We start from the raw sequence: 22636 nt of genomic DNA on the forward strand, positions 1-22636 counted from the left end.
CGCTTGTAGGCTTCTGCTAGTATCATCCATGAAAGTACAAGGAAGATAGCCGGTTCGTTTCAACTTGCGTTAGGAAAGGTGAATCAAGGCTGTGAAAAGCTGAGAATTCCCAGAATCCGAACGATTGCAAGTAACTGCATCGAATCATTCCGGAAGCGAGTTGGGACGTATAAGGCCGGCTTTGGGTGTGACAGTGGAAAGAGACCGACATGTCTGCAGAAGAGACCACGGAACCGGACGAAGTGCTCACCGACGATGAACTTCAGGCTGCCGCAGCGCCTGAGCGGCCCCTCGAAGAGGAGAAGCCTCGCAAGCGTACCGTCGTCGTGGCCGAAGACGAATCTGTGAACCGTATGGATTTGGTTGCCATGCTGGAAGATAATGGCTACGAGGTTGTGGGCGAAGCCGCTAACGGTGAAGAGGCAGTTGATCTGACTCGCAAGTTCCGTCCGAGTGTAGTGTGCATGGATGTCAAGATGCCTCGTATGGACGGCATTGAGGCGGCGGGCATCATCTGCGACGAGAACATCGCCCCGGTTGTTATGCTTACGGCGTTCTCCCAGTCCGATCTGGTGAAGAAGGCTACCGGCGCTGGTGCCATGGCGTATGTTACCAAGCCGTATGAGGAGTCCAAGCTGCTGCCGGCTTTGGAAGTGGCCATGGGCCGTTTCGCTGAAATCAACGATCTGCTCGACAATGTGGAACGCAGCGAATCCAAACTGCATGAAACCGAAGAGCGTCTCAAGAAGGCGGAAGAGCAGCTGAAGAAGGCTGAGGAAACCCTCGAGGAGCGTAAGCTCGTCGACCGTGCCAAGGGCCTGCTTATGGACAAGGCCGATTTCTCCGAGCAAGGCGCATTCCGTTGGATTCAGAAGACCTCTATGGACCAGCGTATTCCGAAGAAGCGCTTGGCCATGGCCATCATCGCCAAGTATGGTGATCAGAAGTCGGAAGCAGAGGATGAGCGCTAACACAGCAACTGTGGAAGGCACTTCACGCGGGACGCTATTGGTCGTTGACGGCCATTCCTTGGCGTTCCGCGCTTTTTTTGCCTTGCCCGTAGAGAATTTCAGTACATCCGCAGGCCAGGCAACCAATGCCGTCTGGGGTTTTGCCACCATGCTGTCGCAAGTGATCGATGCCGAGCATCCTGATCATCTTGCCGTCGCTTTCGACGTCAAGGGCGGCACGTTCCGCAATACGATGCTGCCGCAGTATAAAGGTACGAGAGATGCGGCTCCGGAAGATCTGCTTACGCAGTTGCCTCTGATTCAACAGATGCTTGATGCGTTGGGTGTCACGTTCATTGAAAAACCCGGATATGAGGGTGATGACGTGATCGGCACGTTGGCGAGCATGGGAGACGAAGCTGGCTATCGCACGCTGGTATTGTCTGGAGACCGTGACGCGTTCCAGCTCATTAACAACAACATCACCGTGCTGTATCCGGGGCATCATTTCAAAGACCTGAAACATATGACTCCCGATGCGGTGGTGGAGAAATACCATGTCACCCCGGAACAGTACCCGGATTTGGCGGCGCTTCGCGGTGAAACCGCTGACAACATTCCAGGCGTTCCAGGCGTGGGCGATGGCTTTGCAGCCAAGTGGATTAACCTGTATGGCGGGCTTGACCAAATCATCGAGCACGCCGACGAGATCGGCGGCAAAAAAGGCGAGGCACTGCGGGCCAACATCGACCAGGTTAAGCTGAACCGTTCCGTGAACGCCTTGGTGCGTGACCTCGACCTTGGTGTGTCCATCGAAGATCTGACCTTCGGTCAGGTGGATGCCAACCAGTTGAATGAACTGTTCACCAAGCTTGAATTCGGCATTCGCACCAAAAACCGTGTGCTAAGAACATTCAACGCAGGCAAGCCTACGAACAATCTCGTGCCGCAAGACGAGTCCAGCAAACTGGAAATACCCGAATACGAAACGATTGATTCGCCGGAAGCGTTGGAATCATGGGCGCAATCCAATCTGCAGACGACAAACAAGCATCTGCATGATGAGCGAGAAACCGCGCCGAAAACAACTCCTTCCGGTTTCGCCATTGATCATACGAAGAAATGCGCGAAATCCGTGGCCCATTCATGGGTGTTGCAGGTGGAAGGCGAAAGCAAGCCGGGGAACGCGGCCTATTCGTCGCTGATGATTGCATCGCAAGGCAAAGCGATTCGCATTAATCATATTGATCGCGATATGGCGTCACAACTGCAAACGCTACTTGACGAATACCACCAATCCATGGTGGTGCATGGCTATAAGGAACAATCCCATCTGTTGGGAAGCGCCGGCGTGAAACTGCCGGAACCGCTGTTCGATACCAAACTTGCCGGGTATCTGGTCCATCCCGATTTCCATGCAGACACTTTGGAACAGGCGGCGGCTCATTTCCTGGATCTGCATGTCGAGGAGCAGTCCGAAAGCGCTACGCAAGGAACGCTTGATTTCGACGAGCCTGAAGAATCCGTGCAACAGAAAGACGATCAGCTTCCGCGCCACACGGCGATTGTGGGGCTGTTGGCGCGAAATCTGTCGAATTCGCTGGATCAGCGTGAACAGTTCGCCTTGTTGGAATCCGTGGAGATTCCAGTATCTCGTGTGCTTTATGGCATGGAACATGCCGGTGCGCAAGTCGACATGAACAGGCTGATGAACATGCGTGAGCAGCTTGCCTCCGATGCAAATCATGCGCAGGAAACGGCATGGCAGTATGCGGGCAAGCGTGTGAATCTGCAAAGTCCCAAACAGTTGCAGAAAATCCTGTTTGAGGATATGGGTTTGAAACCCACGAAGAAGACCAAAACCGGTTCGTATACCACGAATGCGGCGGCTTTGCAGACGTTGCGCGATCGTTCGTATGATAATGACAGCGCATGCCAGTTCCTTGACGCATTGTTGCTGCATCGCGAGAAGAACAAGCTCAAGCAGATTGTGCAGACGTTGATCGATGCGACCAACGGGTCTGACGGACGTATCCATACGACGTTTGAGCAGACTGTGGCTGCGACCGGTCGATTAAGCTCGGTCGATCCGAATTTGCAGAACATCCCGAATCGTGATCCGGCTGGACGTGAGATTCGTTCGGCTTTTGTGCCCGGTGAGGGTTTTGAATCGTTGCTGAGTTCGGATTATTCTCAGGTCGAGTTACGTATTATGGCCGACCTTTCCGGTGATGAGGCGCTGATTGAGGCGTTCCGTTCTGGTAGGGACTTCCATAAGTATGTGGCGAGCTTGGTGTATGGCGTTCCTGTTGATGAGATTACGTCTGATCAGCGCAGTCATGTTAAGGCGATGAGCTATGGCTTGGCGTATGGGTTGAGCACGTATGGGCTTTCGCAGCAGCTTGGCATTAAGCCGGGTGAGGCCGAGTCATTGAAGCAGCAGTATTTTGCGACGTTCGGCAAGGTCCATGAGTATTTGGAGTCGTTGGTTTCCACGGCCCGTGAAAAGGGATATACGGAGACGATTTATGGTCGTCGTAGGTATTTCCCGGGGCTGAAGTCGCCGAATCGTGCGGTACGTGACGCTGCGGAGCGTGCTGCGCTGAATGCGCCTATTCAGGGTTCCGCCGCGGACATTATGAAGATCGCCATGATTCGGGCTGATGATGCGTTGCATGAGTCTGGTCTTGCCAGCCGTATCATTCTGCAGATTCATGACGAACTTGTGGTGGAGATTGCGCCGGGCGAGGCGGAGCAGGCCACCGCGTTGGTGAAGGATGCCATGGAACATGCGGTTGACATGGCGGTTCCGCTGGATGTTTCCACGGGTATTGGTTCGGATTGGCAGCTTGCCGCGCACTGATGCCGCCTGTTTGGGACATGTCGGTTGCCGTGCGATAATGCCACGTATATGAAGTCGCGGATGATGAGGAGGTTGCGATGGCTGCGTTAAGCCAGGTCGTTGATGTGTTGGAAACGCTATATCCGCTTCGCTATGCGGAACAGTGGGATGAGCCTGGTCTTATCGTGGGTGACTTGCGTCAGCCTGTGCGCAATATCGCTTTTGCGGCTGATCCCTCTATGGCGGTGGTTGATCAGGCGATTGCCGGGGGCGTTGATTTGCTGGTCTGCCACCATCCGTTGTTCTTCCGTTCCGTTCATGCGGTGTCGGGATTGGGTTTCCGCGGTGAAATCGTGCGCAAGCTCAATCGTGCCGGATGCGCGCTGTGGGTGGGGCATACGAATGCCGATGCAGCATATCGTGGTGTCGGCATGGCTGCGGCTGACATGTTTGGTCTGGTGGACCAGCGTCCGCTCGTGCCCATCGACGATCCGAACGCCGAGCATCCGGTCGGTCTGGGACGTGTCGGGCGGCTTGCCGAGCCTGTGATGCTGCGTGATTTCGCCCGCCGTGTGGCCGACGTGCTGCCGTATACCGAACTTGGCGTGCAGGTTTGCGGTGATCTGGACGCTCCCGTCAATACGGTGGCGGTATTGCCGGGATCCGGTGATTCGCTGTTCGATGAGGTGCGTGCGACCGGAGCCGACGTGTATGTAACCAGCGATCTAAGGCATCATCCTGTAACGGACGCCATCGAACAGGCCCGCTATGAGGCTTCCATGCGCGCTTCCGGCATCGCTCTGGGTCATGGCGATGAGCATGTGCGTCCTGCGTTCATCAACACTCCACATAGCGCCATCGAATCCATGTGGTTCCAGTATGCGATGAAAGACGTTCCTCAGACGGTTGCGTCCGTGACCGGCGACACCCCCGACGTGCGTTGGATTTCCATGAACACCGATCCATGGAACATGGTAATCCCCTCAAGCGGACAGGAACGATGACACGTCATGAATAACGAAGCGGCAGACGAAACCCAATTTGATACATTGCTGGACGAGTCCAGCGACGGAGTGGACATGTCCGGTACGGTCACGGTGCTTGACAGCAAGCACGTGTACCAGGGTGCTATCTTCGGTGTCGACGACATGCGGATCGCATTGCCGATGCGTGGTGGCGGGCGAACGGTGATTCGTCGGCAGGTGATGCGTCACGCGCCTTGCGTGGTCATGCTGGTGCATGATTGCGCGAACGACCGGTACCTGATCGAACGCGAATATCGTATCGGTTGCGATGCTTTCGCCTACGGTCTGCCGGCCGGACTCATCGACGGGGGAGAGGACGTTGAAGAGGCCGCGTTGCGCGAACTTCGCGAGGAGACCGGTGTGGAACCCACCGGACATGACGGCATCGAATTCGACCATGTGGGGCAGTTCTACTCGTCCGAAGGTATGACCGACGAGCTTGCCAACATCATGGTGCTTCACCTGCACGCATGGCATCCCGTCGAACGTCACTTCGACGGCGATGAGCATGTCGAATCGGCGTGGATTTCCTGGCAGCGGCTACGCGACACTCGCATCACCGCATCCAATTCCATGATTGCCATTCTTCACGAGCAAATTCGGAGAAACCGGCAAAATACAGCCAAAAGTTCGTTCGAATCGTAAAAATAATCGCCGAACAACACGAAATTACGATTTGGGGGCTAAAACGTGAGATACTTGAATCATGCAAATCAGACCCGGATCGATGTATCCGCTCGGCGCAAGCTATGACGGCGCCGGCGTGAATTTTGCCCTCTTTTCCCAAGTGGCACAAAAGGTCGAGCTTTGTCTTTTCGATGAGGAAGACAACGAAACTCGAATCGAAATGACCGAGCAGAACTCGTACGTCTGGCACAACTATCTGCCCGGAATCCAACCGGGGCAGCGTTACGGCTACCGTGTGTACGGCCCGTACGACCCGATGCAGGGTTTGCGCTGCAACCCGAACAAGTTGCTGCTCGACCCCTACGCGAAAGCTATCGAAGGCAACATCGACGGCGATGAAAGCCTCTACTCGTATTGGTTCAAGAGCCCTGACGACGTTGCCAGCATGAACACGCTCGACTCGGCCCCACACACCATGAAAGCGGCCGTGGTGAACCCCTATTTCGACTGGGGCAACGACCAGCATCCGAACATCTCATACCACGATTCGGTAATTTACGAAGCCCACGTACGCGGCATGACTAACCTCAACATGGACGTGCCGCCGGACATTCGCGGAACCTACGCGGGACTGGCCTACCCCTCCGTAATCGAATACCTGAAGAAACTGGGCGTCACGGCCATCGAACTCATGCCTATTCACCAGTTCGTCAACGACAGCTTCCTGCAGGAAAAAGGCTTAAGCAACTACTGGGGATACAACACTATCGGCTTCTTCGCCCCGCACAACGCCTACTCCAGCTCCGGGCAGCGCGGCGAACAGGTCAACGAGTTCAAATCCATGGTCAAGGCATACCATCGTGCCGGCATGGAAGTCATCCTCGACGTGGTATACAACCATACCGCCGAAGGCAACAATCGCGGACCGACCCTCAGCTTCAAAGGCATCGACAACGGAGCCTACTACCGTTTGGTAGACAACGACCGCAGACACTATTTCGACACCACAGGCACCGGAAACTCGCTGCTCATGCGTTCGCCGCACGCGTTGCAGCTCATTACCGACAGCCTGCGCTATTGGGTCACTGAAATGCACATCGACGGATTCCGATTCGATCTTGCGGCCACATTGGCGCGTCAGTTCCAGGAAGTCGACAAACTGTCGGCATTCTTCGACATCGTCGAGCAGGATCCGGTCATCTCCCGCGTCAAACTGATCGCCGAGCCATGGGATTTGGGTTCCGGCGGATACCAGGTGGGCGGCTTCCCATCCAGCTGGTCCGAATGGAATGGCCGCTATCGTGATTGCGTGCGTGACTTCTGGCGTTCACAGCCGTCTACCTTGCCGGAATTCGCCAGCCGACTTATGGGCAGTTCCGACCTGTATCAGGTCAACGGCCGCCGACCGGTCGCATCCGTGAACTTCATCACCGCGCATGACGGCTTCACCATGAACGATCTGGTGAGCTACAACGAGAAGCATAATGAGGCCAACGGCGAAGGCAATCGCGATGGCGAAAGCAACAACCGTTCTTGGAACTGCGGTGTCGAAGGTCCTACGACCATCAAGGATGTTAACGAGCTGCGACAGCAGCAGATGCGCAACATGTTTGCCACACTGCTGCTCAGTCAAGGCATTCCGATGATCTGCGGCGGCGACGAAGTGGCGCGCACCCAGCAGGGCAATAACAACGCCTACTGCCAGGACAATGCGATCTCCTGGACGAACTGGGATTTGGACGAGGATCAAAAGGACCTGCTCGAATTCGTATCGAAGCTGATTCATTTGAGGCTTGAGCATCCTGTGCTGCATCGCCGCCGCTTCTTCTCTGGTCGCGAGCAGGGAGACGACAGCACTGCGATTCCGCAGGTCGAATGGATGGATCACACCGGCTCCATTATGGATATGGACGACTGGTCGAACACACACGCTTTCACCGTGATGATCTATCTGAACGGTTCCGATATTCCGGAAACCGACTGGTACGGCAATCAGATGGTCGACAATGATTTCATTCTGATTTTCAACGCGCATTACGAGCCGATCATGTTCACCCTGCCCGATGAGCAATATGGCAAGAAATGGCGTCTAATTGTTGACACGCATAATCCAAAGGGGCCAGAACTCAATTATGAGGCTGGTTTTGCGATTACTGCGCAATCAAGAAGCTTCCTGCTGTTGATGAGCGACAAGAAGCCGTCCAACGGACATTACAATTTCTGATTGTTTTTTCGACGCTGTTTTCCAGCTACGTTTTTTAGACTTCCGAAGCAAGCCGGGAAACAGTGTCGGGAACGGTTTCGCTGACTTCCGCAAGATCCTCGACGGAGCGGGGCCTCTCGGATTGTGCCAGTACCAGCTGCGTCTGCACGCGGTCCGCTTCGATGGCGGCAATCTGACGCGAGAAAATGATGAACCAGCCAAGGAACATCATGCCGGCCAACGCCTCCACGTTCGTCAGCGTGTTATGCCCGCTCAGCCATTGGAATCCGGCATAAGCGCCAATCACAATCGCAAGATCGGAAACCACGTATACGATCTTTGAAAGTTGCGGGGCAAGCCAAGGCAGGGCAATCATCAGCACGCTCATCAAACATGGCAGGCCGCGGGCGAACACGTTGTGCAAAATCGGATGCGGCGTGTAACGGAACATGCCGATGCCTACGAAGGCGATGCCGGCCAACGCCAACATGATCGACAGCAGCAGAATCCTTGTACGGAAATGCTTCGGCGTTTCATTGATGGAGTTGGAATCCAGATACTGCAATTGCAGACGATACGTGGTGATGAGCTCGGAAACGGCGAAATAGCTGATGATTACAATGCAGATGCCCGCGAGCATCAGCGTCGAATTGAACATACGTGCGGCGAACGTCGTACGGTCGCCCAGTTGGGAGAAATTATTGTTGTACCAATATGGATCGTCGGACGTCAATCCTGCGATGCTCACGCCAGACACCACGAAAAACGGCAGTAGGGAAGCGATCGTTTTGGCGTTCATAAGTTCCGCCTGTACGAAAGTGATATAGCCTACAACGCCTGCGATGGCCGCGCATAGGATCGGCAGATAGCCTTTCAGCGTGCGGATGCCCATCATGTTGTTGATGATGGACAACATCATGAACGACATGACGAAAATGGTCGAGGCATACACCACGGAAAGCGCGAGGATCTCGAAAATACGACGGACAGGAATAGTCCAACCATGTTTGAGCGTCAACGAGCGTGATTTTCGTGCATAACCCAGACTGAATGATATAACACCGCATCCTGCCACGATTCCCGAGCAGACAGTGAACAGTCGTTGCGTGACACGCCAAATGGCGGGAGCGAACTGCGTGTAAGCGTTCATGACAAACCAAGCGATGATGGCGCATATTACAAAGGAGATAATGCCCGATGATTCAGCCTGCTGATGACGTCCCATGCCACTCTCCCTTCCGAAACGCTATTGTAAGCCTGTCGTTGTCCAACCATACGCTATAATAGAAACTCGTGTTCACATGATGCGATTCCGCGATGCGGGTTCGCTGAAAGCGAGCAGGAACGGGCTGTAGCGCAGTTTGGTAGCGCGTCTGCTTTGGGAGCAGAATGTCGCAGGTTCAAATCCTGTCAGCCCGACCCACAGGGGAGATTCGTTGAGATTCCAACGTTTCTCCCTTTTTCATGCCCAAAAAGTGTATCATTGCCTGTATCATTATTTCCAATAAAGAAGCCCCCGCCAAAATGACGAGGGCAGAAAAGGAATTACTAATCAACGTAATCCCAATATCGGTCAGTCGATGTTCTAATATCATCGATCGGTTACAGAGGTGAGGAATTAACCTTTGTAACCACTTAGATGCACTAATCTGTGCGTGTAGACGAAATAGATCATCAAGTTACAGAGGTGGCCTTAAAAAAATAACACTAGGCACTCCGTGCCCGCCGAGCGGCTGCACCGCTCAGCGTTTTTTAAGGCCACCCGCTACGCGGCTTCATGCACCAGAGAGAAACAACACACAGCACAACCGCACTCACAGACGAAGCACGGGCACACAGAGCTAACGCCTCTCACCACCTCAGTGATTTATCTGCAACTTGCGACCTAGGATGACCCGCGATCCTCTCTTACGAGAGTTCGCTCTCATCGCTAGGGTCTACGTCACAGAATCACCTCGGCAATCGAGCCACGCCCCCATGCACCTGTATCCGCCCATACGCACGGCCATACTGCACATCTCCAAGCACACAGAAGCCTCTACACGGATGGTTTTAAAGATACCTGCCCATTCACGCAGGAACCAGAGCCATTCCTTACGAGATACCTGAGTGTCATACTCAAGGTTCATAACCAGCTCACCGGTCTCCACATCAGTAAAGATGCCGGCCAGCGGTTGAACCTTCGCCCAGACGCCAGATACGGCCAAGCCGCAGGACAGTCAAAAGCACCAGCGGATCTCCGAGGAGAAGCAAGAACACGGAGAGTCGTTTTAAGGCGCTTGTGTTGTTTTCGTGGGTGGTGGTTCGTTGTTGAACCGTTGTGGGAGTAAGAGAAGAGCGCTTTTTGGGTAGGATGTTTAACGACCAAGAAAAAACACAGCCAAAAAGCGCCTGATGAACAGCATATTCAACCAGCTCCTCAACGTCAAAGGCGTGGTGGTCGAGACCGTGCGGATCGTCGACTCGCCCCTGCGCCCCGAGCCCGTGCTCGAGGTTCGCGTGCGCCCGCGCAAGGGCATACTCCGATGCTCCCGCTGTGGCAAACGTCGTCATGGTTACGACCAAGGTGGCGGCGTGCGTCGTTGGCGGCATCAGGATTTCGGCTGCTGGCGGGTCGAACTGGTCGCCATGATGCCGTGCGTCGACTGCCCCGGGTGCGGGGTCGTGGTCGCGTCCGTGCCGTGGGCGGAACCAGGCAGCCGGTTCACGAGGGATTTCGAGGCGGAGTGCGCGTGGCTGATGACCGTCGCCGACCAGAAGACGGTGAGCGGTTTCCTGCACGTGGCGTGGAGGACCGCGGGTGACATCGCCCATAGGGTCGCGGATCGTCTCAGGGCCGACATGCCGTCGCCGTTCGACGGCCTCACCGCGATCGGCGTGGACGAGACGAGCTACAGGAAGGGCCACACGTACATCACCGTGGTCGTCGACCACGAACGGCGCCGCGTCATCTGGGCGCACGACGGGTACGGCAGGGACGTGTTCGACCTGTTCTTCCGACAGCTCACCGACGAGCAGAAAGCATCCATCAAAGTGGTGACCGGTGACGGGGCGCGTTGGATCGACTCATGCGTCAGGGAGCACTGCTCGAACGCCGAACGCGTGCTGGACGGGTTCCACATCGTCAGCTGGATGAGCGACGCGCTCGACAAGGTCCGCGAGCGCCTGTGGAACCAGGCGCGCCACGAACACGACGAGGAAACGGTCAAGCGCATGCGCGGCGTCAAATACGCGGTACTGAAGAACCCCGGCGATCTGACCGACAGGTAGTCCGAAGCGTTCGACGCGTTGAGGAACACGGACCCCAAGGGCCAGCTCCACCGTGCCTAGCAACTCAAGGAGCCATTGAGGACCCTGCCTAAGCACCCGCCCGAACAGGCCAGGGGCGAGTTGAGACACCGGGTGTTCCGGGCCTCGCATTCACGCATACCTGAGATCGTCGAACCGGCGAAGAAGATCTGACGCCGCCGGCCGGACATCCTCAGGACCATCCAACTCGGCTACTCCAACGCCAGGCTCGAGGCCTTCAACAACAGGACCAAGGTCACCATCCGCATGGCCTACGGCTTCCACCACGTCGACAACCTCACCGCCCCGATCACGCTCCGATGCGGTGGACTCGACATCCGACTACCACAACCCACGATCTAACCCACGAAAACAGCAGAAGCCTCTTATTTCTCTACGCACTTCTACTCAAGACATGGCTCCAAGCGCATACGAATTTGTGCCCATGCCTGATGTCTCGCAGCACTGATCAAACGAGGAGCTGTTTGATAAGTACAAGCTATCGGCCGAAGAACGGCATCTAATTGATGAAGCTATTCCAGAAATGCAGATGGAGGCTTCCGACAATGCCTGACAACTTCTTCCCTGAACGTCCTGACCTCACTCCGACCATTTACGCCTATGCGATTGATGATGCCGGCCATAAAGGTCAGTTGAAGGTAGGCTATACGGATTGCGATGTGCGTACTCGAATCCTTGAGCAGACGAAGACCGCTCAGGTGAACTTCCGTATCGTGCTGGAGGAAAGCGCGATACGTGACGACGGTTCCGCGTTCGACGACCATCCGGTGCACAGGATGCTCGAACAGCGATTCGTACGCACTGGGGCGAATGATTCCGCTGCTCGGTCAAGGATGTACGGGAGGCCATCACAGCTGTCAAGGAGCGTCGCGGATCCACCACTCAGCGCACGCAGAGCTTCGGCATGCGTCCGGAGCAGCAGCGTGCCGTGAAGAAGACGCAGGAGTACTTTGCGCAGTTCAAGAAGGATAATCCCGGCAAGGCCCCGCGCTTCCTGTGGAACGCGAAGATGCGTTTCGGCAAGACGTTCACCAGCTACGAGTTCGCCAAGGCGCAGGGCTATCAGCGTGTACTGGTGCTGACGTTCAAGCCCGCTGTGGAGAACTCGTGGCGTGAGGACTTGGAATCGCACAAGGATTTCGAGGGGTGGCAGTTCATCTCCCGCGAGACCACGCAGAACGGAGGCTTGGACTACGAGCACGCCGACAAGAGCCGTCCGATCGTGTGCTTCGGTTCGTTTCAGGACTACTTGGGCAAGAACGAGGCCGGAGACATCAAGGCGCAGAACGAGTGGGTGCACGAGATCAATTGGGATCTGGTCATCTTCGACGAATACTACTTCGGCGCATGGCGCGACAGCGCGAGAGAACTGTTCGAGCAGGAGGACAAGTGCGAGCAGAACGACAACATGAACTCGGTCGCGCAGCTGATTGATGAGAGCTTCGAGCAGGGCGATACGGACTTCCTGCCAATCACCACGGGCGCGTACCTATTCCTGTCAGGCACGTCGTTCCGCGCGATCGTCAACGGCGAGTTCATCGAAGAACAGATCTTCAACTGGACGTATTCCGACGAGCAGCGGGCCAAGGAGAGGTGGAAGCCGGCCCAGGGGAAGAATCCGTACGAATCGCTGCCACGCATGGTGCTGATGACCTATCAGATGCCCGATCAGATCCGTGAGATCGCATCCGGCGGTGAGTTCGACGAGTTCGATCTGAACGAGTTCTTCGCCGCGAAGGGTGACGGGGATCAGGCCGAGTTCAAACATCCAAGCGAGGTACAGAAGTGGCTTGACCTGCTGCGCGGCGGGTTCGCCGAGACGACGGTGGACGAGCTGAAGATGGGCGCGAAGAAGCCGCCCATGCCGTACTCCGATAAGCCGGTTGAAGAACATCCTGACGCACAGTTCTGGTCATGCCCTCGGTCGCGTCCTGCTATGCGATGGCGAACATGCTCAGGCAGCGGCAGAACGTGTTCTACCACGACTACACGGTGAATGTGTGCGCGGGTGCGGAGGCCGGCATCGGTCTGGACGCGCTCGGCCCGGTGCGCAGGTCGATGGCGGATCCGCTGGAATCGAAAACCATCACCCTGTCGTGCGGCAAGCTGACCACGGGCGTGACCGTCAAGCCGTGGACGGGAATCCTCATGCTGCGTAATCTCAAGAGTCCGGAGACGTATTTCCAGGCGGCGTTCCGCGTGCAGTCGCCGTGGACGATCGACAACCCGGACGGTCTGCATCCCAACGAGACGCTGATTCTGAAACGCGAGTGCTACGTGTTCGACTTCGCGCCGACCAGAGCGTTGCGGCAGATCGCGGACTACAGCTGCTCGCTGCATCCCGACGAGACGATCTCGCCTGAGCAGAGCGTGGGCGAGTTCATCCACTTCCTCCCGGTGCTCGCCTACGACGGCAGCAGCATGAAGCGAGTCAACGCGACCGACGTGCTCGACTGGGCCGCATCCGGCACGTCGGCCACGCTGCTCGCCAAGCGCTGGGAGAGTGCACTGCTCGTGAACGTGGACGACCTGACCCTGCGCAAGCTGATGAACAACCAGCGTGCCATGGATGCGCTTATGAGCATCGAGGGCTTCCGCAGCCTCAATGACGATCTGGAGAAGATCATCAACAAGTCCGACCATCTCAAGGAGATGAAAAGCAAGGACGAGAAGCCCACGCGCGAGGAAAAGAAGGAGATGAACGCCGAGGAGAAGGAGACCAAGAGCCTTCGCAAGCAGGTGCAGGAAAAGCTCATCAAGTTTGCCACGCGTATCCCGATCTTCATGTACCTGACGGATTACCGCGAGCAGACCCTGAGGGACGTCATCACCAAGCTGGAGCGGAACTGTTCAAGAAGGTCACCGGCCTGACCAAGGACGATTTCGAGCTGCTGCTCAGCCTCAACGTGTTCAACAGCGCCCGCATGAACGACGCCGTGTACAAGTTCAAGCGATACGAGGATGACAGCCTCTCCTACGCCGGCATCGACAAACACGAGAACGACGCACAGGTCGGTCCGTTCGACACCGTAATTCCGTCTCAAGAGTTCGAGGAGATGTGAGAGGCGTGATTGGTAGTATTGTATCAACAGGAAGGAACATGAAAAGTGAAAGCATTTGATACCAGAGCATATAATATTCTGGATTTTAACGAGTGGAATGAAAATGGACAGCTTATTCTTTCACCAGATTTTCAGAGAAGAGCTGTGTGGAATACAAAAGCTAAATCCTATTTAGTGGATACAGTATTAAGAGGAATGCCAATGCCGAAGATTATTATCACGCAGGCATTGGTAGATGGCAAGAACGTAAGAACCGTGGTTGATGGGCAACAACGGCTTCGAGCTCTACTGGATTACATCAATGACGGATTTACGGTCTCTAAGCTACATAATGAGCAATACGGAGGACTGGTGTTTTCCGCATTACCTGATTTCGTTCAGCAAGAAGTATTGCAGTACGAACTTGGTGTAGACGTCCTGTTTAATCAGAATACAGCAGATATTCTTGATATTTTTTCACGACTTAACACATATTCAGTAAAACTAAATAGTACAGAATTACTTAATGCACAGTACCTTGGCGCATTCAAAACATTTGCTCATCAAGTCGCAAGGCAGTACGTCCAATACTGGCTTGATTCCAAGATATTGACAAGCAGCAATGTAGCAAGAATGAGCGAAGTGGAACTAACTGGCGATTTGCTTATCGCACTGCTTGACGGCATACATGCGAAAAAATCTATACCAGCTTTCTACAAAAAATACGACGAAATTCCCGAATCAAGCAATGAATACTCAAATATGAGAAATGCGATTGAAGCATTTCATGCAACTATGCAAAATTTGCTAGATATATATGCTCCAGAGGAAATAGCTTTAACAAATTATAGAAGAGTGCATTTATATTACACACTCTTCTGCGTAATTGCATCAATTCGCACAAACTGCCTGAAGACGAACCTTGAAATAGAATCACTGCATTCCATGCCAAACAATAAACTTAGAATCTTTTTTGACAATTTTTCTGCTACATATGACGAAAAAATCGACAGTAAAGAACCTTCTTCTGACTGGAATCAGTTTATTCAGGACTCAAGGCGAGCAACTACTGATCAAGCAACACGAATTCGCAGATGGGAATTTATCCTTCGACAATTGAAAGATTATGCCAACAATGAATGATTCCGAAAACCTACAGCAGGTCTTCAGCAAGTTTTCGGAAGACTTTAATACACTAGTAAGTTTTCACAACAATCTCCTCTCTTCGAAAGGGGTAGATGATCAATACAAGGAGCTACTGTTTGAAACGTTATTTTTTCGTCTTTTCCGCTTGTACGAGAATACTATAGGAGATTTCTTTATTCAGTATTCTCTTATGGCGAGCAAGCATCCCGACCAATATACTTGCTACATTTCCCCCAAAGATGAAGTACATGCACAAAAGTTACTAGCGGGAGGCTTAGTGCAGTCCGATGATACCGTTAGATTAGATTGGGCAAAACCTAATCAAGTAAAAACAAAAGCAGAGATTTTTTTCAGTACAGAGAATCCGATATATATTGAGTTAGGAGCAAATAGTAATTCCGATATTATCAAATCTGCAGAAGTGATTCGTAATTATATTGCGCATAATAGTCCTGAAAGCAGAAAACGGTTTACACGCGTTGCCTCAAGTTTCATCCCATCAGCAAGCCCTGATTCAATTCTTTCCGCGGGAGTATTCCTTATGACCACACCAAAAATTGGATGTTCAAGGAACAAAGAAATATTTATGTTTTTTGCTAATTCGATTTATAATTTCTTCGATGACATTAAGACATTCTTTGACGAGCAGTCGGAAGAATGATTCACATGTTCGACACGCCGAAGCTTCTCCCCTTCCGCATGCGACAGGGACGGTAACGAGATGGTAACGATGACCGTCACGATGAACCAATCCCAGCCCGGTCAAGCAAACTTTCCAAAATCCGGAATCCGCTTGATTCCAACGAAAACCAGCTCACCCAAACCCAGCCGGACAAGCCAATCAAACACCCGCCCAAACAGAATGTCGCAGGTTCAAATCCTGTCAGCCCGACCCACAGGGGAGATTCGTTGAAATTCCAACGTTTCTCCCTTTTTCATGCCCAAAAAGTGTATCATTGCCTGTATCATTATTTCCAATAAAGAAGCCCCCGCCAAAATGACGAGGGCAGAAAAGGAATTACTAATCAACGTAATTCCAATATCGGTCAGTCAATGTCCAGAGAAATCCCATCGGGATAGATACCGTACTTGCTCTCACGGTTAGGATCCAGAGGCTCGACACACTCCTTCAAGGAACTGGCAAACCCACTGTCCCCGATCTCCCTACCAGAGAGAGAAACCTTCACCTCGGAACCGTCAGGATAGTGGATGAAGCTGCTATGCTCCTTCTTACGCCGAGACCCGCCAACGAACAACACGACCTTGTCAATACGGTTGAAGAAAGCATCCCTATCACAAGGAGACTCACCGACATACTGGTCTTCCAAAGGCCAATTGGACGTGATGATGAACTTCTTAACGGCGAGATACCTATTCACGTTCCTAGCGTGGACCTCACCGGAATAATTATCGAGAATCTTGATCAGATCAGCAAGAGCAATGCCGCTACGCGCAAAAGAACGGTCAACAGATCTACCACGCAGATCATCCAGAAGAATCACGGACTCACCCTTATAGTTGTCAAAAGGTGCGGCCCAATCCTTCACGAGATAGACATCGTCAAGCCTCTTGCCAGTCTCAGGATCATGCAAAGCAGTCCACGTCTTACCAGTGCCGGTCTCACCCCAACGGTATTCCACAAAAGGAAGCTCATCCTCACATGCCTTGGATTTCTCCTCAAGGTACTTAGCTTCAAGCGTCTTGCAGTACTGAAGGTTATCCGCCACTATCACAGCCAGAGAAGGGTCTTTAATCACATCGCTGAGAGACCTACCTTCCTTGTAGACCTCAAAGTAGATGATCTTCCTGTCCCTAAGCTTCTTCGAGGTATAGCCAGACCCATCGAACCTCTTGTACTCCTCATAGGTCATGGAGGTGTCCACCAGATCGTTCCAAGTCAAAGGATCACCATCATCGTTCTTCTTCGTGGAGTACTCATGGATAAAGGGGCCAGCGACCCTAGTGTCTTCCTTGGTGCAATAGGAGTACGAACCCTGAAGATTCTTCACAACCTCAAGATGGATGCCAGGAAGCTTATTCATCAGAGTCTTGCCCCTTACACGACCGTCAGAGGCTATAACGCCTTGCAAATGCAGATGTTCGGAATCCTTACCACGTTCAAGCTGACAGGCATACCGGTAATGGGACAACTTCTTCTCAAGAGCACTTTCGATCTTGGAAGGGTCTTCGGTGCCGAAGCATTCCTCGACATTGTTCAACGTAAAGAACCAGTTATTACGAGAGCTGGAGACCAGATTAGAGTCTTTCATTGTTGATAGTTTTCCGTTTCTGTGGCTACTACCTTTCATCACTCGGAAGGACTAATATCAGCGTCGTTTTTTGTAACAAACAGCCTAAAATGGAGTCTCTGGCGTGTTACAAATCTAGAGGTCAAAAATTCACTAATAAGTGTGTCTATATCAAATCAGTATCAAAGTTACGCAAATCCCTAATAATAATACTGGGCATCTAGCCGGTTACAAACCGTCTAGACCGCTTCTCCGTTTCGCTACGAAGCTTGCCCCCGGGATTTGCTCTTCGACCCGCTCAAGGCACTCCCGGCCGCACAGCACAGCCGTATCCAACAACCCAGACGCAAGCACACAGAGCTAACGTCCTTCACCACCTCAGCGACTTATCTGCAACTCAGAAACCACAATGGACCGCGATCCTCGCTTTTCGCGAGTTCGCTCCCATTGCTAGGTCCTTCGCCACAGAGTCACCTCGGTAATCAGGACACGCCCCATGCACCCACGTCCAGACGCCAGACACGGCCAAGCCGCAGGACAGTCAAAAGCACCAGCGGATCTCCGAGGAGAAGCAAGAACACGGAGAGTCGTTTTAAAGGCGAAATCTCCATCTCACGTGCAATCTATCAAAAATGCGTTTTTCTTCGAATCGAGATCTGGCTATTCATCTAGAGGCACTAATAAGTGAACGTAGACGAATAGTTCGTTCTCATCAATCCAAGACCAAGCCAAAAGCAAAAACACGAGGCTCTTAGAAAACGTATCTCAGAAAAGAACAAAACAACCGTAACCACATGATCTGCTCGCCGCAGAGCGTCTTCCAAGGCCAGACCTGCCCCCCTCATCAAGATGAGGCGTATCGAAACCTCAAAAGGTTCCTCGAGATGAGACAAGCTCATCGTTCTGGCCTCTTACTATGATCTGGTTTAAAGCGATACGAAGTATCCTTAGGTGTATCATTATCACACCTGAGAGCCTATAAACGTTGAGATGACGCTATTCAAATCAAATCCTGTCAGCCCGACCGTAACCCCTGAAAACATTAGGTTTTCAAGGGGGTTTAATTATACCGTCGAAAACAATCCGCATACAAATGCATACAAACGCCGCGATACCTCCATGCCTGATTCACACGAGTTCGCGCTCGTGGAGGGCTCTGATCGCGTCCGCCACGTCGTCCACAGGTTCTCGCCCCTCGCGGCGCGAAACAGCCAGTCGTCATCATCCATGTCATTCATCCGCTTTTCGATGTGGTGATGTTTTCTTGGACTTCCCGGCCGGGAGGAGAACCCTCTTATGGCGAAGTACAACAAGGAGCAGCGTGACAGGGCAGTGGACCTGTACATCAAATACGAGCGCTGCGCCGCCGCGGAGGGTTCCTAGGCCGGGTTAAGCAGGAGTTCCTCCGCAAGCGCGGCTTCGCGGGCGTCTCGATGGACGGGTTCATCGGCATGCTCGACGGCTACATGGTCTGGTACCGGAACAGGAGGATCAAGACGAAGTTCGGCATGAGCATCATGGCTCGTCGAGGTGCGCTCGGTCTTGCGGCATGATCGGTGGTGATGGAATCAATGACGAGTCCAACAAAACGTCACCAGCCCCAATTGCTTAAGAAAAATTGAAGCAAAACAGTCATTTCCTTTCCTCCCGGGAACCATCAGTTTGGTTGATAAGCACTCGGGAATCCATCAAGGAACCGGACGATGCCGGTGTTCTCATCCCACCGGCACCATCACCGCCGGCAATGTCCAAATTGAGCGCTCAGGGTGTACAGGAACAAGTGCCGACGCCGAACACCTTTATTTGATCACATACACTTCCGACCGAAGCGTGAGCGTGACCGTGCGCAACGGCGATACCATGTCCGGTATCGCCAAGCGAACCGGACTGTGGCCGCTGTCCGCATGGAGTGCGCCATCCGGCAACATCAACCTGATCTATCCGGGCAACATCGTCACCTATCGAGGCACGTCAGCTGCTGCCAGCGGATCCGTGTCCACAAGTGGTCGTGTGCATGTCGTCAAGCGTGGAGAAACTCTCAGCGGCATCTTCGGGGCCGACGGATGGCAGCGCGTCGCCCAGTTGAACAACCTCGCCAGCCCCAATCTTATTTACCCCGGTCAGCGGCTCCGCTACTGACCCAAACCATTGTGGCCTTCGACACCATGCCGGAGGCCACTCTCATCATCTAAGGAGAAACCCATGGATATTTCCACCGCAACCACCCTTGCCTCTGGGATTGTGGGCCTGATCGTGCCCGCCGTCGTGCAGGCCTTTAAGAAGTACATTCCCAGTGGATACGTCGGGCTTGTCTCTTTGGCCGCATCCATCCTGTTCGGCACCATCGCCATCGCCGCCACCGGCGGATTCGACGGCACCCACACATGGGGAATCACGCTCGCAGGAATAGTGGGCGTCGCCCAGACCGTGTACACGCTCGTTAACCAAGTGCTCGACGGGGAACTATCCAAAGATAAACTGCGCAACCAGTAGTCTGATTTATACTACTTCAATTTACGTGGACTCGGCCAGTTGGCTGGATCCACGTAAATCTGTAGCTACTTCTGAGGGGAAGAGTTGTTTGCCGACTGCTTATCGTTTTTAACAGCAAGAGGACAATCAACATATAGGAGGCTGCCCTTCTTGTATGGAATGACCGTGAGGAGTCGGTCGCATTTGTGCATGATCGCTCGTAAGGAGTTAGTTGCCTCCGTATCGGCAGTGAATCGATGCTTGATGCGAGTTTCCACTCGTTGAAGGCTTTCTGCTTGGCTAGCCCCGGCAGTACTGAGTTCGAGTACAAGTGCGTCTGCAATTAGAATGGACAGTACGTCATTTTTCCAAGAAAAAGCTCCATGGACTTTGCTGACAAGTTCCTTCCTGCGGAGGAAAATGACATCGGTGCTGTGTTCGGGCTGTATAAATCTAATCGCTTCAGTTGGGCTAGTCACATCAATGGCTGCAGGAAGAGCACTGGGATCAATGCCTTCGGGCACTCTAGTGTTAGGAGGCAAGACCACCATTTTCTCGGTGGCCACTTCCGAATCTTCCGCTGAAGCCACTACCTGTTCTTTCCAAGCTTTTTTATCGATGTTGAGTTGGAACTGCTTGTTAATTGCGGTGATGAGATTCAGCATATTAATGATGACAATTGTTAGCATGCTGAAAAATGACGTTCCGGCATAATATCGGTCACGATATGAAAGCTTTGCCGCTCTTGCTTTGTCTCCCTTGGGGTCAGCATGAACCAAATCTGAGTACAGCCAAGCTTCGCCTATCAGGAGATCAGATAAGGGTCGACCCTCGGGAACATTATCTTTGTCATACATTTGAATCGAATAAGATTCACCGTTGTTTTTATCGTGTAGATCTCGAAATTTCTTTCGACAAAAATCGAAACACTGCTTGGCCTGTCCAGTCAATTGCTTTCCGTCAAGTAGCATATCGATCGAGCGGAATACTTTTTCAAGATACACGGGTTCAGATTCGAGGATGCATGGCCTTGTGCGAGCTGCTAGAGATTCAAAAATCTCTTGGTCGGGCATTATGTATTTGATTCGAGTAGGTTGCCCTTCCTTGTAGCTAATTGTCATTGAGGGTTTAACATATTTCTCGACAGAGTTATTTTGGACTAGCGAATGTGCTTCTACGCGGCGTGCTCGAATCACAAAGCGGCGCAAAATGTCTCTCGCCTCCAGATCGTCTACAGGATGGCGTAGCTTCGACTGCTTTTTGGTCGAGTCGGTTTTCTTAGACATCAGCACCTTTCAGTAAGACATTTTGTCGTGCGGCATACACATAATATACCTTTAGTCGAACGAATGTTCGAAATGTCCGACATATGCTTCTCCGGGAATTTTTGTCATCATAATGATATATGTTCTTCCCTATGAGTAGCGCTATCGAATCAAACCTTAGCACCCAAGCCACCGATGGCTTTGATGAAGCAACTGAGCTTATCACGTTGTTGCGTGGTTCTATGACGCGCCGTCAGCTTGCCGAGTCGTTGCATGTATCCACCTCGACTGTGGAGCGCTGGGAGTTGGGCAAGGTGGAGTGCAAGCCTGCTTATGTTCCTGCGCTGCGTGAATTGTATTTCGGCACCACGCATGAAGACGGCACCGATTTCCGCACCATTGACCTGTTTGCCGGCATCGGCGGCATCCGTCGTGGTTTTGCTTCGGCTGGCGGGCATGCGGTGTTCTCTTCGGAATGGAATGAGTTCTCGGCCCGCACGTATCGCACGAACTATGGGTTCACCGAGCAGATGGCCGGAGACATCACCAAGGTGGACGTGGATGACATTCCCGACTGCGATGTGGTGCTCGCGGGCTTCCCGTGCCAGCCGTTCAGCGTGGCTGGAGTATCGAAGAAACGCAGCCTAGGCCGTGAGACCGGATTCCGGGACAAGACGCAAGGCACGCTGTTCTTCGACGTGGCGCGCATCATCGCGGCGAAACGTCCGGCGGCGTTCCTGTTGGAGAACGTGAAGAATCTGACCTCGCACGACCGGGGCCGCACCTTCAAAGTCATCCTCGATGCCCTGCAGAACGAGCTGGGCTACGAGGTGCATTGGAAGGTCATCGACGGACAGCACTTCGTTCCCCAGCACCGCGAACGTATCTACATCGTCGGCTTCCGCTCGCATACCGACTTCACATGGGATGACCTCAAGCTCCCCGAACATAAGCCCGTGCTCGCTGACATCCTTCATAAAAACGACGGCACCGAGCCGTATCTGCCTTGGGACGGCGACCGGTACTTCGACTACGAGCACAACAAGGTGCAGGACAAATACACGCTCACCCCACGCCTGTGGCAGTACCTGCAGGACTACAAGGCCAAGCACGAGGCCATGGGACATGGCTTCGGCTATGGCTTGGTGACGCCTGACATGGTGTCCCGTACCTTGTCCGCCCGCTATCACAAGGACGGTTCCGAGATATTGGTCGCGCAGGAAGGTGAACGCCCCCGCCGGCTCACTCCGCGCGAATGCGCCCGCCTCATGGGATACCCGGATGATCTGCGCATTCCCGTCTCGGACACGCAGGCCTATCGCCAGTTCGGCAACTCCGTGGTCGTACCAGCCATCGCGGAGATCGCCCGCATCATGCGTCCCCATATCCTCAAGGTCATGCAGGAGAACAAGGCCCCCGAACTGATCTCCGATTCCGAACTGGCCGACGAGGCGATCCAAAAGGCCCGCCAACTGGCCGTCGCCGGCGCAAGCCACGACTGAAACGA

The 22636-nt window shown here is 53.3% G+C and carries 20 protein-coding genes and 1 tRNA gene; 18 read left to right on the forward strand and 3 right to left on the reverse strand.

Going from position 1 to position 22636, the window contains the following annotated elements; translation table 11 throughout:
* The first annotated feature begins 209 nt into the window (after positions 1–209).
* The 5 genes from BBCT_RS03610 (at position 210) to glgX (ending at position 7668) form a co-directional block, all read left to right on the forward strand.
* A complete protein-coding gene (locus BBCT_RS03610) occupies positions 210–971 on the forward strand; it encodes an ANTAR domain-containing response regulator (RefSeq protein ID WP_003835216.1) in 762 nt (253 codons plus the stop codon).
* A complete protein-coding gene (polA, locus tag BBCT_RS03615) occupies positions 961–3813 on the forward strand; it encodes a DNA polymerase I (protein WP_003835215.1) in 2853 nt (950 codons plus the stop codon). Before BBCT_RS03610 ends, polA begins: the two co-directional genes overlap by 11 nt.
* Positions 3814–3890: 77 nt before the next feature.
* On the forward strand, positions 3891–4796 hold the full coding sequence (locus BBCT_RS03620) for a Nif3-like dinuclear metal center hexameric protein (protein WP_003835214.1): 906 nt from the start codon (positions 3891–3893) through the stop codon (positions 4794–4796).
* 6 nt (positions 4797–4802) lie between these two features.
* Positions 4803–5462, forward strand: coding sequence for an NUDIX hydrolase (locus BBCT_RS03625; protein ID WP_003835213.1), 660 nt, complete (start codon positions 4803–4805; stop codon positions 5460–5462).
* A 61-nt stretch (positions 5463–5523) separates the two neighbouring features.
* Positions 5524–7668 carry a glycogen debranching protein GlgX gene (gene glgX, locus BBCT_RS03630; RefSeq protein WP_147522591.1) on the forward strand — a complete coding sequence of 715 codons (2145 nt, stop codon included), beginning with the start codon at positions 5524–5526 and terminating at the stop codon, positions 7666–7668.
* A gap of 34 nt (positions 7669–7702) precedes the next feature.
* On the opposite strand, the gene BBCT_RS03635 is transcribed toward glgX, so the two are convergent.
* Entirely contained in the window at positions 7703–8872 is a 1170-nt protein-coding gene (locus BBCT_RS03635) for a hypothetical protein (RefSeq protein WP_003835211.1), read from the reverse strand.
* Positions 8873–8992: 120 nt separating this feature from the next.
* Between BBCT_RS03635 and BBCT_RS03640 the strand changes: the two genes are divergently transcribed.
* The 9 genes from BBCT_RS03640 (at position 8993) to BBCT_RS03665 (ending at position 15804) form a co-directional block, all read left to right on the forward strand.
* A tRNA-Pro gene (locus tag BBCT_RS03640) sits at positions 8993–9066 on the forward strand.
* Positions 9067–10041: 975 nt separating this feature from the next.
* Positions 10042–10917 carry a transposase gene (locus BBCT_RS08795; protein WP_003835209.1) on the forward strand — a complete coding sequence of 292 codons (876 nt, stop codon included), beginning with the start codon at positions 10042–10044 and terminating at the stop codon, positions 10915–10917.
* Between the two features lie 219 nt (positions 10918–11136).
* Positions 11137–11298, forward strand: coding sequence for a transposase (locus BBCT_RS08800; RefSeq protein ID WP_231858100.1), 162 nt, complete (start codon positions 11137–11139; stop codon positions 11296–11298).
* 203 nt (positions 11299–11501) lie between these two features.
* A complete protein-coding gene (locus BBCT_RS09410; RefSeq protein ID WP_231858088.1) occupies positions 11502–11888 on the forward strand; it encodes a GIY-YIG nuclease family protein in 387 nt (128 codons plus the stop codon).
* Positions 11861–12952, forward strand: coding sequence for a DEAD/DEAH box helicase (locus BBCT_RS09415; protein ID WP_003835206.1), 1092 nt, complete (start codon positions 11861–11863; stop codon positions 12950–12952). Before BBCT_RS09410 ends, BBCT_RS09415 begins: the two co-directional genes overlap by 28 nt.
* Positions 12907–13827 (forward strand): DEAD/DEAH box helicase, encoded by a 921-nt coding sequence (locus tag BBCT_RS09420; protein WP_003835205.1) that lies wholly within the window; start codon positions 12907–12909, stop codon positions 13825–13827. The genes BBCT_RS09415 and BBCT_RS09420 overlap by 46 nt, the downstream gene beginning before the upstream one ends.
* 53 nt (positions 13828–13880) lie before the next feature.
* Positions 13881–14018 (forward strand): hypothetical protein, encoded by a 138-nt coding sequence (locus tag BBCT_RS09425; protein WP_003835204.1) that lies wholly within the window; start codon positions 13881–13883, stop codon positions 14016–14018.
* Between the two features lie 45 nt (positions 14019–14063).
* Positions 14064–15140 carry a DUF262 domain-containing protein gene (locus tag BBCT_RS03660; protein ID WP_033513493.1) on the forward strand — a complete coding sequence of 359 codons (1077 nt, stop codon included), beginning with the start codon at positions 14064–14066 and terminating at the stop codon, positions 15138–15140.
* A complete protein-coding gene (locus BBCT_RS03665) occupies positions 15133–15804 on the forward strand; it encodes a hypothetical protein (RefSeq protein ID WP_003835200.1) in 672 nt (223 codons plus the stop codon). Before BBCT_RS03660 ends, BBCT_RS03665 begins: the two co-directional genes overlap by 8 nt.
* A 385-nt stretch (positions 15805–16189) precedes the next feature.
* Here the strand turns inward: BBCT_RS03665 and BBCT_RS03670 are convergent, their stop codons facing one another.
* A complete protein-coding gene (locus tag BBCT_RS03670; RefSeq protein ID WP_003835199.1) occupies positions 16190–17413 on the reverse strand; it encodes a hypothetical protein in 1224 nt (407 codons plus the stop codon).
* A 1412-nt stretch (positions 17414–18825) separates the two neighbouring features.
* Between BBCT_RS03670 and BBCT_RS03675 the strand changes: the two genes are divergently transcribed.
* From BBCT_RS03675 to BBCT_RS03685, 3 genes are all read left to right on the forward strand, one after another.
* A complete protein-coding gene (locus tag BBCT_RS03675; protein ID WP_003835196.1) occupies positions 18826–18945 on the forward strand; it encodes a hypothetical protein in 120 nt (39 codons plus the stop codon).
* A gap of 277 nt (positions 18946–19222) precedes the next feature.
* A complete protein-coding gene (locus BBCT_RS03680) occupies positions 19223–19531 on the forward strand; it encodes a LysM peptidoglycan-binding domain-containing protein (protein WP_228429074.1) in 309 nt (102 codons plus the stop codon).
* A 63-nt stretch (positions 19532–19594) separates the two neighbouring features.
* Positions 19595–19885, forward strand: a complete 291-nt coding sequence (locus BBCT_RS03685; protein WP_003835191.1) for a hypothetical protein — start codon at positions 19595–19597, stop codon at positions 19883–19885.
* 65 nt (positions 19886–19950) lie between these two features.
* Here the strand turns inward: BBCT_RS03685 and BBCT_RS03690 are convergent, their stop codons facing one another.
* The gene (locus BBCT_RS03690; RefSeq protein ID WP_003835189.1) at positions 19951–21150 is read right to left on the reverse strand and encodes a hypothetical protein; all 1200 of its coding nucleotides are present in this window, start codon (positions 21148–21150) and stop codon (positions 19951–19953) included.
* Positions 21151–21281: 131 nt separating this feature from the next.
* On the opposite strand from BBCT_RS03690, the gene dcm reads away from it, so the two are divergent.
* Positions 21282–22631, forward strand: coding sequence for a DNA (cytosine-5-)-methyltransferase (gene dcm, locus BBCT_RS03695; RefSeq protein ID WP_128805892.1), 1350 nt, complete (start codon positions 21282–21284; stop codon positions 22629–22631).
* Positions 22632–22636 lie beyond the last annotated feature (5 nt).

The sequence above is a fragment of the Bifidobacterium catenulatum DSM 16992 = JCM 1194 = LMG 11043 genome, from assembly GCF_001025195.1.
Taxonomy (GTDB): Bacteria; Actinomycetota; Actinomycetes; order Actinomycetales; family Bifidobacteriaceae; genus Bifidobacterium; species Bifidobacterium catenulatum.